The following is a 14569-nucleotide window of genomic DNA, read 5'->3' as shown; positions in this document are numbered from 1 at the left end:
TCCCCGAGCGCTGCGGGCCGGCGGAGACAGCCCCGCCGGCCCGCAGCGCTCGGAGATCAGCCGTAAACGCTTACGCCTCGCTGCTCACCGACCAGAGGTTCACGCCCTCCGGCTCCACCGCGTGCCGGTCGATCTCGGCGAGCTCCTCCGCGGTCAGCGGCGCCGCGCCCACCGCGGCCACGTTGGCCTCCAGCTGGGCGACCGAGGAGGCGCCGATCAGGGCGGAGGTGACGCGGGGGTCGCGCAGCACCCAGGTCAGGGCGAGCTGGGCCAGCGACTGGCCGCGGGCGGCGGCCACGTCGTTGAGGGCGCGCAGCCGGGCGATCGTCTCGTCGTTGACCAGGCCCGGGTCGAGCGACTTGCCCTGGGCCGCGCGCGACCCCTCGGGCACCCCGTGGAGATAGCGGTCGGTCAGCAGCCCCTGGGCCAGCGGCACGAAGCCGATGCAGCCCATGCCCTCCTCGTCGAGGACGTCGAGCAGACCGTCGTCCTCGATCCAGCGGTTGATCATTGAGTACGACGGCTGGTGGATGAGCGCGGGCACGCCCATCTCCCGCAGGATGCGGGCCGCCTCACGGGTGCGGTCGGGGCCGTAGGAGGAGATGCCCACGTAGAGCGCCTTGCCCTGCCGGACGGCGGACGCCAGCGCGCCCATCGTCTCCTCCAGCGGCGTCTCGGGGTCGAAACGGTGCGAGTAGAAGATGTCGACGTAGTCGAGCCCCATCCGGGTAAGCGACTGGTCGAGCGAGGAGAGCAGGTACTTGCGCGAGCCCCACTCGCCGTACGGGCCGGGCCACATGTCGTAGCCCGCCTTGGTGGAGATGACCAGCTCGTCCCGGTAAGGGCGGAAGTCCTGGGCGAAGAGGGTGCCGAAGTTGGCCTCCGCGGCCCCGTAGGGCGGGCCGTAGTTGTTCGCGAGGTCGAAGTGGGTGACGCCGAGGTCGAACGCGCGGCGCAGGATCGCCCGCTGCGAGTCGAGGGTCCGGTCGTCACCGAAGTTGTGCCAGAGACCGAGGGAGACGGCCGGGAGCTTGAGCCCGCTGCGGCCGGTGCGGCGGTACTCCATGCTGTCGTAGCGCTCGTCGGCGGCGCGGTAAAGGGTACGAATATTCACGCTCTCTACTTATCACGCGGGGGTGTCGGCCCCGCCTCCCCGGTTCGTCCGGGAACCCCGCCGCGCAGTAGTGTGGCGGGCGGCGACAACGCAGGAGGGGCTGGTACGCGATGAATCTGCGCGACCTGGTGTACGGGCTGTACTCCCGCAGGGTGGAACGCCGACTCGATACCGCGCAGGGCCCCAAGCACATCGGGGTGATCCTGGACGGGAACCGCCGCTGGGCGAAGGCGTCGGGCGGCAGCCCCGAGGAGGGCCACCGCGCGGGCGCCGACAAGATCGCCGAGATGCTGGGCTGGTGCGAGGAGACCGGCGTCGAGGTCGTCACGCTGTGGCTGCTGTCCACGGACAACCTGGACCGCCCGGCCGACCAGCTCGTCCCGCTGCTCGGCATCATCGAGGACGCCGTCACCGAACTCGCCGCCACCGGCCGCTGGCGGGTGCACCATGTGGGCACGATGGACCTGCTGCCCTCGCACACCCAGTCGGTGCTCAAGGAGGCCGAGCAGGCCACCGACGGCATCGGCGGCATCCTGGTGAACGTGGCGGTCGGCTACGGCGGCCGCCAGGAGATCGCCGACGCCGTACGCTCCCTGCTGCACGAGCACGCCGGGCGCGGCACCTCCATCGAGGACCTCGCCGAGATCCTGGACGTGGAGCACATCTCCGAGCACCTCTACACCCGCGGCCAGCCCGACCCGGACCTGGTGATCCGGACCTCGGGCGAGCAGCGGCTGTCGGGATTCATGCTCTGGCAGAGCGCCCACTCGGAGTACTACTTCTGCGAGGTCTTCTGGCCCGCGTTCCGGAAGATCGACTTCCTGCGCGCGCTGCGCGACTACGCCGCCCGGCACCGGCGCTACGGCGCCTGAGAACCCGCCCCGGGCCGCCCGCGCAAGGGGCACGGCCCGGTTTCGGCCAGGGGGCCGCGGCCCGATTGTGCCGCCCAATGGCTGGTGAGCGGTCAGTGTCCGGCCGATGACCGTCGGATGACTGTCATATGCACTCGCATGGGTTCGGGATTTCCAGGGCATACCACTGGCAGACCGGCATCCAGCCCATGGTTGCCGGTACCGCAGTTCGACCTCTCCCGAGGGGGTTCGTCCACACGTGGTGACCAGCAAGAATCGCCGTGATCACGACCGGCGCACGTACGTACTCGACACCAGCGTGCTGCTCGCAGACCCCAATGCCCTCACCCGGTTCGACGAGCACGAAGTGGTGCTGCCGGTCGTCGTGGTGACGGAGTTGGAGGCCAAGCGCCACCATCCGGAACTCGGCTACTTCGCCCGCCAGGCGTTGCGGCTGCTCGACGAGTTCCGGATCCGCTACGGCCGCCTCGACGCACCGATCCCGATCGGCGACGTCGGCGGCACGCTCCGGGTCGAACTCAACCACTCGGACCCCGGGGTGCTCCCCGCGGGCTTCCGGCTCGGTGACAACGACTCGCGCATCCTGGCGGTCGCCCGCAACCTGCAGGCCGAGGGGTACGACGTCACCGTCGTCTCCAAGGACCTGCCGCTGCGGGTGAAGGCGTCCTCGGTCGGCCTGCTGGCCGAGGAGTACCGGGCCGAGCTGGCGATCACCTCGGGCTGGACGGGAATGGAGGAACTGCTGGTGAGCGCGGAGGAGGTGGACGCGCTCTTCGCCCAGGAGACCGTGGACCTCCCCGAGGCCGCCGACCTGCCGGTCCACACCGGGCTGGTGCTCCAGTCGGAGCGCGGCAAGGCGCTCGGCCGGGTCACCCCGGACGGCCGGGTCCGCCTGGTGCGCGGCGACCGCGAGGCGTTCGGCATCCACGGCCGCAGCGCCGAGCAGCGGATCGCGCTCGACCTGCTGCTCGACCCCGAGGTCGGCATCGTCTCGATGGGCGGCCGCGCGGGCACGGGCAAGTCGGCCCTGGCGCTCTGCGCGGGCCTGGAGGCGGTCCTGGAGCGCCGCCAGCACCGCAAGGTGATGGTCTTCCGGCCGCTGTACGCGGTCGGCGGGCAGGAGCTGGGCTATCTGCCGGGCAGCGAGGCGGAGAAGATGAGCCCGTGGGCTCAGGCCGTCTTCGACACGCTGTCGGCGGTGACGACCAAGGAGGTCATCGAGGAGGTCGTGGCCCGCGGCATGCTCGAGGTGCTGCCGCTGACCCACATCAGGGGCCGTTCGCTGCACGACGCCTTCGTGATCGTCGACGAGGCGCAGTCGCTGGAGCGCAATGTGCTGCTGACCGTGCTGTCGCGGATCGGCGCCGGCTCACGCGTGGTGCTCACCCACGACGTGGCCCAGCGCGACAACCTGCGCGTGGGGCGGTACGACGGCGTGGTGGCGGTCGTGGAGAAGCTGAAGGGCCATCCGCTCTTCGCCCATGTGACGCTCAACCGTTCCGAGCGTTCACCGATCGCCGCTCTGGTCACCGAGATGCTGGAGGACAACGGGGCGTGACCGCGGCGGGTGCCGCTGGTCAGATGTCCCGATTTGCCGAACAATAGCGTGAGTTGAGGCTGCTGCGTCCCGCTCGAAGGGCGCAGCAGCCTAGCGTTTCCCGGGGGTTGGCGCGCGGATTTGTGGCTCTCCGCAGCATGTGAGCTTTGCCACTCAGGAGGAAATTGCCGCGCGGCGTCCGCGTACGGCAGGGTGTGAGGCTGTCAGGCCCCGCTCATGGCACGCCTACACCCCCGGGTGTGGGTTCAGCACGACCGCAAACTCCACATCGACCGCCATGAGCCGCCCGAGCACCACGCGGAACCCTTACGGGAGTTCGCACCGGGCCAGTACCCCCGTGACCGACCGGCCCGTACGGCGGACCGGATGAGGGGGACCGCGCCAGGGGCACGATTTCGTCCGTGAGGTCACCAAGCGGGCGATGCTGGAAGGAAACCGTGTGAGCCGGATCTCGGTCCGGGGACTCGCGGTGGCTTCGGCCACTGCGGTCACCACTGTGGGCGCCGTCGTAGGCGTCGCGTCGGGCGCCGACCAGGGCTCTTCCGAGCCTGTCGAAGCCGCGGGCACGACGACCCTCCTCGCGGACATTCCCGCCGGACAGCAAGCGCAGCAGGCTTCGCTGACCGAGCAGGTGCAGGCGCAGTCGGACGCCGCTGACGCGACGGCCAGGCAGACCGCCGAGCAGACCGCGCGCGTCCAGGCGGCCAAGGACGCCGCCGCCAAGAAGAAGGCGGCGGACGACGCGGCGGCCAAGGCCAAGAAGCTGCGCGACGAGGCCACCGCGAGCCGCGGTGACACACGGGCGACCTTCCCCGTGCAGAGCCACTACACCATCGCCCAGGTCCAGGCGATGGCGAAGCAGATCGTGGGCAGCAGCCAGTTCGCCTGCTTCTCCAACATCGTGACCCGCGAGAGCGGCTGGGACTACACGGCGACGAACCCCTCCTCGGGCGCGTACGGCCTGGTGCAGTCCAACCCCGGGGACAAGATGGCGTCGGTCGCCTCCGACTGGCGGACCAATCCGGCCACGCAGATAAAGTGGGGCCTGAACTACATGAACAACCGCTACGGCAGCCCGTGCGGTGCGTGGGACTACTGGCAGGTCCACCACAACTACTAGGCCGTCGCCGCGCGGATCCCCGCGCGCACCCAGCCTTTCGAGAACCCCCGAGCCCCGCTGGGCCGGGGGTTCTCGCGTGCCCGTCGACGGATGATGTACCGGAAGATGCGGGAGGCAACCTTCCTCCCAGGTAACGTCGTCATCCTCAGCAGGTCCACCGACGGCCGACGGGTCAGGGGAGAGCAATGCCGGAAAAGCGCCATTGGAGCGCCGCGCTGGCCGCCGGGCTGGCCGATCTGGCCGGGCGGCTGGACGAGCGGCAGGCCACCGTGAACGCCAGCCGGGGTACCGGCGCGGCGGTGGAGACCCCTGCCCCCGAGCCCGCGGCGGACTCCCCGGCCCCTGCTGCCACCCCCGCACCCGTCATCGATCTGCCGCCCGCCTCTCCCGTAGCCGTACCCGCGCCCGCCGCCGCGGTGGCCGAGGCGGCGGTCCCGGTGTCCCTGCCCGCGCAGCGTACGGTCGGGCCGCAGCCGGACCCGGTCGCCGTCGTGCCGTGGAGCATGCGGGTCGGCGCCGAGATCGGCTGGCGGCTGCTGGTGCTGGCCGGCACCGTCTGGGTGCTGATGCGGGTGATCGGCGCCGTCCAGCTCGTGGTGCTCGCCTTCGTGGCGGCGCTGCTGATCACCGCGCTGCTGCAGCCCTTCGTCGCCCGGCTGAAGCGGATGGGGGTGCCGCGCGGTTTCGCCACCGCGCTGGTCTTCATCGGCGGCTTCATCCTCATCGGGCTGGTCGGCTGGTTCGTCGTCTGGCAGGTGATGGACAACATCGACAACCTGTCCAGCAGCCTCCAGGACGGTGTGAACGAGGGCAAGAAGTGGCTGCTGAACAGCCCCTTCCATGTCACCGACGACCAGATCAACCAGGTCGCCAAGAACCTCCAGGACGCCATCGGCTCCAACACCAAGGCGCTGACCGACGCCGGGCTCCAGGGTGTCACCGTCATCGTCGAGCTGCTGACCGGCATGCTGCTGGCGATGTTCAGCACGCTCTTCCTGCTCTACGACGGCCCCAACATCTGGAACTGGGTGCTGAAGCTCTTCCCCGAGGCGGCCAGGGACGGCCTCGCGGGCGCCGGTCCGCGCGCCTGGCGGACCCTCACCCTCTATGTGCGGGGCACCGTCATAGTGGCCCTCATCGACGCCATCTTCATCGGCGTCGGCATCTTCTTCCTCGGCGTCCCGATGGCCGTGCCGCTGGCCGTGGTGATCTTCCTGTCGTCCTTCGTGCCGCTGGTCGGCGCGGTCACCTCGGGCTTCATCGCGGTGGTGGTCGCGCTGGTCACCCAGGGGCCGTTCACCGCGCTGATGGTGCTGGTCGTGGTGCTCGCGGTGCAGCAGATCGAGGGCCACATCCTGCAGCCGTTCATCCTCGGCCGTGCGGTACGGGTGCACCCGCTGGCCGTGGTGCTCTCCGTCGCCGCGGGCTCGATGATCGCCGGGATCGGCGGCGCGGTCACCGCCGTGCCGCTGGTGGCGGTCGGCAACACCGTCGTCGGCTATCTGCGGTCCCACGCCAAGGAGACCGCCGCCGCCCGGGAGGCCGCGGCGGTCGCCGCGGCCGTACCGCTCGTCCCGGCCGCCGTGGCGCCGTCGCCGCCGGACCACGCCGCCGCCGGCTCCACGGATGCCGCCGGCTCCACGGATGCCGCCGGTTCCACCGATGCGGCGGACTCCCCGGACGAGCCCAGCGCCCAGCTCAGCGCGCCCTTGTCGTCAGGGAGCCTGAAGCCCTGAGTGCGCGGCGTCCTCGGGCCCGTCCGGCGCCGCCTCCGTCAGCACCGCCTCGGCGTCCAGGGTGGCTGCCGCCGCCTGGACGACGGCCGCGACCCGGAACGCCTCCTGGATCGTCTCCGCGGGTACCCCCGAGGTGCGCAGGACGGTCTCGTGGGCGTCCAGGCAGGCGCCGCAGGCGTTGATCGCGGAGACGGCGACGCACCAGAGCTCGTGGTCGGTCTTCGGGACGCCGGGGTCGCCGAGGACGTTCATCCGCAGCCCGGTACGGAGGGTGCCGTAGCAGGGTTCCGACAGCAGGTGGCGGGTGCGGAAGAAGACGTTGTTGAGCGCCATCGTGGCCGCCGTGCTCCTGGCCGCGGTGTAGGCCGCGGGGGACAGCCGCGCGCGGGCCTCGGGGGCCAGTTCGGCCAGCACTCGCGAGGAACGGGAGGCGATCGCGGTGACCAGCAGGGTGCCCCAGAGCTGCTGCTCGGACAGGCGCGAGGTGGTGGCCACCGCGGCGAGATTGAGGCGCAGGTCCTTCGCGTACTCCGGCAGCGCGGACGTCAGGCTGTCGAGGGACATCGGTGGCTCACTCTCCTGCGCTCGCTGGGCCCGGTGCCGACGCCGTTCACCCTGCCACAGGGGGTACCGGTCGCGGAATCGGGGCACCCGCCCGACCTCCGGGCGGAGGGCGGGCGGGCGTCCGATTCCGCCACCACGTGTCACTCGGTCCGCAGGCCGTCCGGCCGCATCAGCCGCCACAGTGGCGGCAGGCTGAGCAGCGTCACTGCGAAGACCACCGCGGCGCCGATGCCGCACATCCCGGCGACCACCGTCCAGTCGGGCCGCAGGCCGCGGCCGACCATGGCGAGCAGCGCCGCCCCGAGGCCCACCCCGCCCACGGCGGCGATGCACAGGCCGAGGACCACCGGGATCGCGGTCTGCCACAGCACCGACCAGGCCAGCGCGGTACGGCGGGTGCCGAACGCCACCAGCACCGCGAGCAGCTTCTTGCGGTCGCGCAACTGCTCCAGCATCGACACCAGCAGGCTCGCGCCGATCAGCCCCATCGTGAGGGCCGCCCCCGCGAACAAGCCGCGGCGGATCTGCGTGTACCGGGTGGCGGTGCGGAAGTCGTCGACGGTGTGGGTCCCGGCGAACGGGCTGATCGACGCGGCCGTGTTGCGGACGTACTCCAGCGCCTCCGGCTGCTTCGGGTCGACGCTCACGAAGACGGTCGCCGTCGGCGCGTTCAGCAGCCCGGCGTCCACCGCCTCCGGCGTGATGAAGACGCCGAACTCGTGGTCGCCCATCGGGTCGGTCCGCGGGGTGACGGTGCGCGCGTTCGCCGGGACGGTCCAGAGCCGGGGCCTGCCGGTGTACGCGTCGCCGTTGGGCGGGTTGAGGTCGAGCTGGTGGCCCGGTCTGGCGTACGTGGAGATGTCGGCGTCGAAGCCCTCGCCGTTGCCTGACGGGACGATGAAGACGCTGCCCGGCGAGCAGGCGGAGATCCGGGCCAGCTGCCGCAGGGTGGCGCAGTCGCCCACGGTCAGCGGGATGTAGGCGAGGTTCGCGTCGCTCTTGAGGGTGCTCGCGTTCGGCTGGGTGGCGCGGGAGCCGACGTAGCCGAGCGCCTGCGTCACCCCCCGCGTCGCCTTCAGCCGGGCCACGTACCGCGGTGTCTGGCGGGCGTCGCTCACGTCCGCGGTGACGGTCGCCTGGGCGCGGGTGGAGTCGGCGCCGGTGGACTTCACGAAGTCGCCGTTGACGCCCGCGAAGAGCATCTGCAGGGCGATCGCACCGGCCACCGCGACGGTGACGCCGCTGACCATCCGTGCGGACGCGCTGCTGTTCAACTGGAGCCTGCGGGTGGCGAGCTGCCAGGAGACCGGCCCGCCGCGCATCCGCCCGACGACGGACTCCACGATCCACGGCAGCACCGCGGTGACGCCGATCAGCAGCAGCACCGCGCCGGCGGCGATCTGGTACGGGTTCACCCGCGCGTCGCCGCGCACCGTCCCGAACAGCGGTGCCAGCAGGGCGAGTCCGACGACCGGGATGGCCAGCCGCCACCACAGGCGGCGCCTGCGGCCGATGCCCTGGCGGACCACGCCGAGCGGTTCGATGGCGGTGCCGCGCAGGCTGATCATCGTCACCCCGACCGCCGCCAGCGGCACGGCCGCCACGATCAGCGCGGCCAGCGCCAGGTTGGGCGTCATGTCGGACGGGAAGGCGCTGATGTCGCGGATGGTGACCTGGGAGGCGAGCTGGCGGCCGAGGAAGAAGAACACCCCGCCCAGCGCGAGCCCCAGCAGCGAGCCGAGCAGCGCCTCGCCCGCCGCGATCCTGCGGGTCATCCGGATGTCGGCGCCGACCAGCCGCAGCGCCGCCAGCCGCCGGTCGCGCCGCTCACCGCCGAGCCGTACCGCGGTGCCGATGAACACCGCGACCGGCAGCAGCAGCACCACCAGCATGATGATCAGCAGCAGGTCCAGGACCGGGCCCATCACATCGGAGTTGCTCTTGTGGCCCCAGCCGGCCACCCGGTCGGCGTTGCCGTGGGCGTAACTCTGGTCGCGGGCCGTCAGATGGCCGCTGCCCGCGTAGTACACCAGCTCGGCCGGGCCCATCAGCCCGGCCTGGCCGATGGTGCCGGTGTCCTTGTACGGGAGGCGTTCGCGCAGCAGCGGCGAGGAGCGCAGCAGCTTGCGCAGCGCGGGGGAGACCACCATGTCGCCGTCGCCCGGCAGATGTGCCACCCCGGGCGGCGGCTGGGACGCGGGGCCCTCGCCGTGCAGCAACGTGCCGCTGACGGCCTTGGAGTGGTAGATGGTGCTCGCGTCGGCCATCAGCAGGGTGCTCGCCGTGGGCTTGGCGAGATAGCCCGTCGAGATGGTGTCGCGGGCCACCCGCTTCTGGTCCCGTACGGTCATCATCTCCGGGACGGCGGCGGCCAGCAGCAGCAGCGCCACCCCGAGCCTGACGCCGACGGCGGTGAGGATCGTACGGGTCCAGCCCTCGCGTCCGCCGCCCGCCGCGAACCGCGCCCCCAGGGCCAGATCGCGTGCCCAGGTGCGCAGGTCCGCGCCGGGTTCGGTGCTACGGCCGGGTGCGTGGCCGCTCACGCGACCCGCTCCATGTCGCGCGACTTCCCGTCCCGCACGACGACCTCCCGGTCGGAGTAGGCGGCCACCCGCGGCTCGTGGGTGACCAGGACGACGGCGGCGCCGGTGTCGCGTGCCGCGTCGGTCAGCAGCCGCATCACCCGCTCGCCGTTGAGCGAGTCGAGCGCGCCGGTCGGCTCGTCGGCGAAGATCACCCGGGGGCCGCCGACCAGGGCGCGGGCCACCGCGACGCGCTGGCCCTGGCCGCCGGAGACCTCGCCCGGCCGCTTGCCCGCGCTGTCGCCGACCTCCAGCCGCTCCAGCCACTCGGCTGCCTGCGCCTCGGCGGCCCGGCGTCTGGCACCGGCCAGCCGCATCGGCATCGCCACGTTCTCCAGACAGGTCAACTCGGGTACGAGCTGGCCGAACTGGAAGACGAAACCGAAGTCGGTACGGCGCAGCGCGCTACGCTCCGCGTCGGACATCCGGCTCAACTCGTGTCCCCGGTAGCGGACTTCACCGGAGTCGGCCCGCACGATGCCCGCCAGGCAGTGCAGCAGCGTCGACTTGCCCGAGCCGGAGGGGCCCATGACCGCGACCACCTCGCCGGAGCGGATGGTGAAGTCGGCGCCGTCGAGCGCCGGGGTCGGGCCGTACGCCTTGCGCAGCGCGGTCGCCACGAGCAGCGGCTCGGGACGGCTGTCGGGGGTCGCGGTCATGCGGTCACCTCCGCGGCGAGCTGGTCGAGCCGGGCCGCGGTCAGCTCCAGCCAGCGCAGGTCCGCCTCCAGGTGGAAGAGCGCGTGGTCGCAGATGAGCTGGTCGGCGAGGTCGCCCGACGCCTTGCGGCGGGTGAGGTCGCGCATCAGCCGCAGGTGCTCGGCGCGCTGGGTGTCCAGCAGATCGGCCGCGGGGCGGCCGGTGAGCAGCGCGAGGACGACCTTGGTGTAGAGGGTCGTCTGCAGATACGGCTCGGGCTTCTCCGGCTGCGCGAGCCAGGTCTCGACGTCGGTGATGCCCGCGTCGGTGATGGCGTACCGCTTCCGCTCGGGGCCGCCGCCGGGTTCTATGCCGTCGACCTCGACCAGGCCGTTCTTCAGCAGCCTGGCCATCGTCGAGTAGACCTGCCCGTACGCGAGAGGCCGGTCGTGTCCGAAGCGTTCGTCGAAGGCGCGCTTGAGGTCGTAGCCGTGGCGCGGGCCGGACTCCAGAAGTCCGAGCAGGGTGTGGCCGATTGACATGCCGTGCACAGTACACCATGGGTATACATCACGTGTATACCCATGGTGAATATTGCATCGCCGCAGGTCAGGCGGGCTCTTCGGGCGGCTCGGCCGACGCGTCCGCCTTCTGGGGGCGGCCGCGGCGCGGGATCGGGCGCGCCGCGGCGGGCAGCCGGCCCGCCTCGGACAGCGCCCGCCGCAGCAGGAACTCGATCTGCGCGTTGGTGCTGCGCAGCTCGCCCGCCGCCCACGCCGCGAGGGCGTCGTGGACGGCGGGGTCGAGCCGCAGCAGCACCTGCTTGCGCGGGGGGCGCGACTGTGTCACGTCAGCGGCTCCGTCGCTGGAGGTCCGTCACTGGTGGTCCGTCACTGGTAAAGGGTGCCCGTGTTCAGTACCGGCTGGGCGGCCCGGTCGCCGCAGAGCACCACGAGAAGGTTGCTCACCATGGACGCCTTGCGCTCCTCGTCCAGCTCGACGATGCCCTGCTCGGCGATCCGCGAGAGCGCCGACTCGACCATGCCGACCGCGCCGTCCACGATGGTCTGCCGGGCCGCCACGATCGCGCCCGCCTGCTGCCGCTGGAGCATCGCCGAGGCGATCTCGGCCGCGTAGGCGAGGTGGGTGAAGCGCGACTCGATGACCGTCACCCCGGCCGACTCGACCCGCGCGGAGATCTCCGAGGACAGCCGCTCGGTGATCTCCTCGGAGTTCCCGCGCAGCGACAGCGCCTCGCCGTCATGGGCGTCGTACGGGTAGTTGGTCGCGATGTGGCGGACGGCGGTGTCGGTCTGGATCGCGATGAACTGCACGAAGTCGTCCACCTCGAAGACCGCCTGCGCGGTGTCCCTGACCTGCCAGACGACCACGGCCGCCAGCTCGATCGGGTTGCCGTAGGCGTCATTGACCTTCAGCACGGCCGTCTCGTGGTTCCGCAGCCGGGTGGAGATCTTGCGGCGGCTGGTGAAGGGGTTCACCCAGCGCAGGCCGTCCTGCCGGATGGTGCCCTGGTAGCGGCCGAAGAGCTGGCAGACCCGGGCCTCGCCGGGGGCGACCTGGGTGAGGCCGAACAGGGTGATGAGCGCGCCGACCACGATGAACGCCCCGGCCACGATCATCACCGCGCTCGCGGCGCCGTGGTGGTCCTTGGCCCGCACACCGCCCGCCACCGCGAGCGCCACGCCGCCGAGCACCACCACCAGGGCGATCAGCAGGAAGGGCAGGCCCGGCATGCCGAGCGCGCGCCGCTCCTGCACGCGCGGCGCGGGCATCTCGGGCAGGTCGGCCAACGGGCCGGGCTCCGGGGCGGATGTGTGGTGGCTGTCGCTCATGACGGCTCCCCCGTTCGTGATGTGCTGTCCCGCAGGAGCGGGCGTCTATCAAAGTGATAGCACATTAATCCGACGGGTGCACAGGGCCGTGTCGCGCGCGATCGTGGACAGAACCGGAACCGGAACCGGAAGCAGCATCCGCGGCGGAACGCGATGCAGCCCCGGGGCACGGGAGATGATCACGTGCTCCGGGGCTGCGCTCTGCGTACGCCGCCGCTTCCGTCAGGTCGCGGCGGGTCCGTTCCGCCGCGTTCCCACAGTCGCACCGAACGTGCCCCTCGGCACGCCGAGCGACCGTACGGTCACGCTATCGGCAGCTCGAACCAGACCACCTTGCCCGCGCCCAGCCGGGTCGCGCCCCAGCGCTGCGCCATCCGGTTGACGAGGTACAGGCCGCGCCCGCCCTCCTCCTCGGGGGCCGCGTGGCGCATCCGGGGCAGCAGCGGGGCGTCGTCGCCGACCTCGCAGCGCAGCACGTCGGTACGGAGCAGCCGCAGGGTGATCGGCCGTTCCGCGTACCGCACCGCGTTGGTGACGATCTCGCTGACCAGCAGCTCGGCCGCCTCCAGCTGGTCCTCCAGGTCCCAGCGGCGCAGCGCCTGGCGGACCAGCCGCCGGGCCCGGCCCGGGGTCTGGGGCTGCGGTTCCAGGAACCAGTAGGCGACGTCGCTCGGCGCGATCCCGTCGAAGCGGGCGGCCAGCAGCGCGATGTCGTCGTCCCGGTCGCCGGGGCCGAGTATCTCCAGCACCTCGTCGCACAGCGGTTCCAGCGGCGGCGGCGACACCACGGTCGCCGCGTCGTGCAGCCGCTCACGCAGCAGCTCGATGCCGCCCCACACGTCCCGGCTGCGGGACTCCACCAGGCCGTCGGTGTACAGCAGCAGCGTCGCCCCGGCGGGAGCGGGCAGCTCCACCGCCTCGAACGGCACCCCGCCGACGCCGATCGGCGCGCCCGGCGGCACCCGCAGCACCTCGGCGAGGCCGTCGGCGTGCAGCAGGATGGGCGGCGGATGGCCCGCGTTCGCCACCACCAGGCGGTGCGCGATCGGGTCGTAGACGGCGTAGACGCAGGTCGCCATCCGGTCCTGGCCGAGCCGCTGGGCCTGCTCGTCCAGGTGGTAGAGCACTTCCTGCGGCGCCAGGTCGAGTCCGGCCAGCGTCTGGACGGTGGTACGGAGCTGGCCCATGATCGCCGCCGAGGTCATCGAGTGGCCCATGACGTCGCCGACCACCAGCGCCACCCGGCTGCCCGGCAGCGGGATCGCGTCGTACCAGTCGCCGCCGACCCGGGCGGACTCCGCCGCGGGCAGATAGCGGCTGGCGAGCTGCACACCGGTGGGCTGCGGCAGCGAGTCGGGCAGCATCTCGCGCTGCAGCGCGTCGGCGATGTACGCCTCGCGCCCGTACAGCACGGCCTTGTCGACGCCGAGCGCGGTGTGGGTGGCGAGCTGGGCGGCCACCAGCAGGTCGTCCGGCTCGAACGGCGGCCGGTCGGCGCGCCGCAGCAGCACCGCGGCGCCGATCACCCGGCGGCGGCCGCGCAGCGGGGCCAGCAGCGCCCGCCGTCCGGTCGGCAGGCCGGGCAGCGGCTCGTCCTGGCCGCCGGGCTGGCCCAGCAGCTCCGCCAGCGCGTCGGCGGCCCGCGGCGAGTCCGCGAAGACCGGCCGCACCCCGCGCAGCACCTCGGCGAGCGGCCCGTCCAGCAGGACGCCGATGGTGTCTCCGGCGCCGCCGTACGCCGACTCCAGGGCGGGCAGCAGCAGCCCCGAGCCGACCGGGTCGGTGGCCGACGGGTCGGCCGGGCCCTCCAGGCTGCCGTCCGAGCGGCGCAGCCGCAGCCGCAGCGGCCCCGAGGGGCGCTCGTCGCCCACCGGCAGCGGGTCGCGCAGATAGACCAGGATGGCGTCGGCGAAGGCGGGCACCGCCGAGCGGCACAGGCCCAGCAGGATCTCGTCCAGGTCGAGGCCGCGGGCGATCCGCCGGGTGGCGGCCCCGACGTAGCGCAGCCGGTCGGCCTCGGGCCCGGTCTGTACGGGCATCGGGATCCGCATCCCCACCGAGTCCTCGTCACCGGGGTGCCCGGCGGCCTCCAGCGGAGTCCCGCGCGGCGGTGTGCTCACGAACGACGTCAACGACTCACCCTCACCACTGCCCGCCGGTGTCCACCCGGACCCGTGCGAGGGAATCGGCGGCAGCGGCGGCACCTGTGCCTCCGCCGGCGGCTCGCTCTCGCTCTCGTCGTGCGGCCGGGCGCCACCGGGGCGCGGCGGGGTGCCCGCGGCGGCGGCGGCGCCGCTGCGCGCGGACAGACCGGCGCGGCCGGACTCGCGGCCGGACTCGAAGTCGCGGGCCGAGCGGGGCAGCTCCTGGGCGGCGGCCGGGCCGTCCTGGCGCCGCTCGGGCAGGCCGTCGGGCACGCCGAAGGCACCGCGCGGGTCCGGTGGCGGCGCGGCGGGGGTCCTGGGTGGGCGGGGCGGGTCCGTGGTCACGCGAGTCGTTCCATCCGTCTGTGCGCCACGCGCTGGCCGCGGC

General features: G+C 72.6%; 12 protein-coding genes. 4 read left to right on the top strand and 8 right to left on the bottom strand.

Annotated elements, in window-relative coordinates:
- Window positions 1-70 precede the first annotated feature (70 nt).
- On the bottom strand, window positions 71-1114 hold the full coding sequence (gene mgrA / locus AB0M29_RS00365; protein WP_365376750.1) for an L-glyceraldehyde 3-phosphate reductase: 1044 nt from the start codon (window positions 1112-1114) through the stop codon (window positions 71-73).
- A 110-nt stretch (window positions 1115-1224) separates the two neighbouring features.
- Here mgrA and AB0M29_RS00360 point away from each other — a divergent pair, with 110 nt between their 5' ends.
- From AB0M29_RS00360 to AB0M29_RS00345, 4 genes are all read left to right on the top strand, one after another.
- Window positions 1225-1986, top strand: a complete 762-nt coding sequence (locus AB0M29_RS00360) for an isoprenyl transferase (protein ID WP_365376748.1) — start codon at window positions 1225-1227, stop codon at window positions 1984-1986.
- Between the two features lie 238 nt (window positions 1987-2224).
- On the top strand, window positions 2225-3544 hold the full coding sequence (locus AB0M29_RS00355; RefSeq protein ID WP_365376745.1) for a PhoH family protein: 1320 nt from the start codon (window positions 2225-2227) through the stop codon (window positions 3542-3544).
- Between the two features lie 439 nt (window positions 3545-3983).
- Window positions 3984-4664 (top strand): transglycosylase SLT domain-containing protein, encoded by a 681-nt coding sequence (locus AB0M29_RS00350; RefSeq protein WP_365376743.1) that lies wholly within the window; start codon window positions 3984-3986, stop codon window positions 4662-4664.
- A gap of 185 nt (window positions 4665-4849) precedes the next feature.
- Entirely contained in the window at window positions 4850-6400 is a 1551-nt protein-coding gene (locus tag AB0M29_RS00345; protein WP_365376741.1) for an AI-2E family transporter, read from the top strand.
- Here the strand turns inward: AB0M29_RS00345 and AB0M29_RS00340 are convergent.
- From AB0M29_RS00340 to AB0M29_RS00310, 7 genes are all read right to left on the bottom strand, one after another.
- Entirely contained in the window at window positions 6380-6964 is a 585-nt protein-coding gene (locus AB0M29_RS00340; protein WP_365376738.1) for a carboxymuconolactone decarboxylase family protein, read from the bottom strand. The two genes, AB0M29_RS00345 and AB0M29_RS00340, sit on opposite strands and share 21 nt — an antisense overlap.
- A gap of 140 nt (window positions 6965-7104) precedes the next feature.
- Window positions 7105-9507: an ABC transporter permease gene (locus tag AB0M29_RS00335; protein WP_365376736.1), complete on the bottom strand. Its 2403-nt coding sequence runs from the start codon at window positions 9505-9507 to the stop codon at window positions 7105-7107.
- On the bottom strand, window positions 9504-10205 hold the full coding sequence (locus tag AB0M29_RS00330; protein WP_365376733.1) for an ABC transporter ATP-binding protein: 702 nt from the start codon (window positions 10203-10205) through the stop codon (window positions 9504-9506). Before AB0M29_RS00330 ends, AB0M29_RS00335 begins: the two co-directional genes overlap by 4 nt.
- Window positions 10202-10726: a PadR family transcriptional regulator gene (locus AB0M29_RS00325; RefSeq protein ID WP_365376730.1), complete on the bottom strand. Its 525-nt coding sequence runs from the start codon at window positions 10724-10726 to the stop codon at window positions 10202-10204. Before AB0M29_RS00325 ends, AB0M29_RS00330 begins: the two co-directional genes overlap by 4 nt.
- A 67-nt stretch (window positions 10727-10793) precedes the next feature.
- On the bottom strand, window positions 10794-11033 hold the full coding sequence (locus AB0M29_RS00320) for a hypothetical protein (RefSeq protein WP_365376728.1): 240 nt from the start codon (window positions 11031-11033) through the stop codon (window positions 10794-10796).
- 41 nt (window positions 11034-11074) lie between these two features.
- Entirely contained in the window at window positions 11075-12037 is a 963-nt protein-coding gene (locus tag AB0M29_RS00315) for an SPFH domain-containing protein (RefSeq protein ID WP_365376725.1), read from the bottom strand.
- Window positions 12038-12339: 302 nt separating this feature from the next.
- Window positions 12340-14526: a SpoIIE family protein phosphatase gene (locus AB0M29_RS00310; RefSeq protein WP_365376722.1), complete on the bottom strand. Its 2187-nt coding sequence runs from the start codon at window positions 14524-14526 to the stop codon at window positions 12340-12342.
- Between the last annotated feature and the right edge of the window lie 43 nt (window positions 14527-14569).

The organism is Streptomyces sp. NPDC051976 (assembly GCF_040680795.1).
Lineage (GTDB): Bacteria > Actinomycetota > Actinomycetes > Streptomycetales > Streptomycetaceae > Actinacidiphila.
The sequence above is the reverse complement of the archived record's forward strand: the minus strand, read 5'-3'. Positions and strand labels throughout refer to the sequence as shown.

Bases quoted from the DNA above. Each gene is read 5' to 3' on its own strand.
- AB0M29_RS00330 (WP_365376733.1), bottom strand. From the start codon at position 10,205: ATGACCGCGACCCCCGACAGCCGTCCCGAGCCGCTGCTCGTGGCGACC.
- AB0M29_RS00340 (WP_365376738.1), bottom strand. From the start codon at position 6,964: ATGTCCCTCGACAGCCTGACGTCCGCGCTGCCGGAGTACGCGAAGGAC.
- AB0M29_RS00360 (WP_365376748.1), top strand. From the start codon at position 1,225: ATGAATCTGCGCGACCTGGTGTACGGGCTGTACTCCCGCAGGGTGGAA.
- AB0M29_RS00325 (WP_365376730.1), bottom strand. From the start codon at position 10,726: ATGTCAATCGGCCACACCCTGCTCGGACTTCTGGAGTCCGGCCCGCGC.
- AB0M29_RS00345 (WP_365376741.1), top strand. From the start codon at position 4,850: ATGCCGGAAAAGCGCCATTGGAGCGCCGCGCTGGCCGCCGGGCTGGCC.
- AB0M29_RS00315 (WP_365376725.1), bottom strand. From the start codon at position 12,037: ATGAGCGACAGCCACCACACATCCGCCCCGGAGCCCGGCCCGTTGGCC.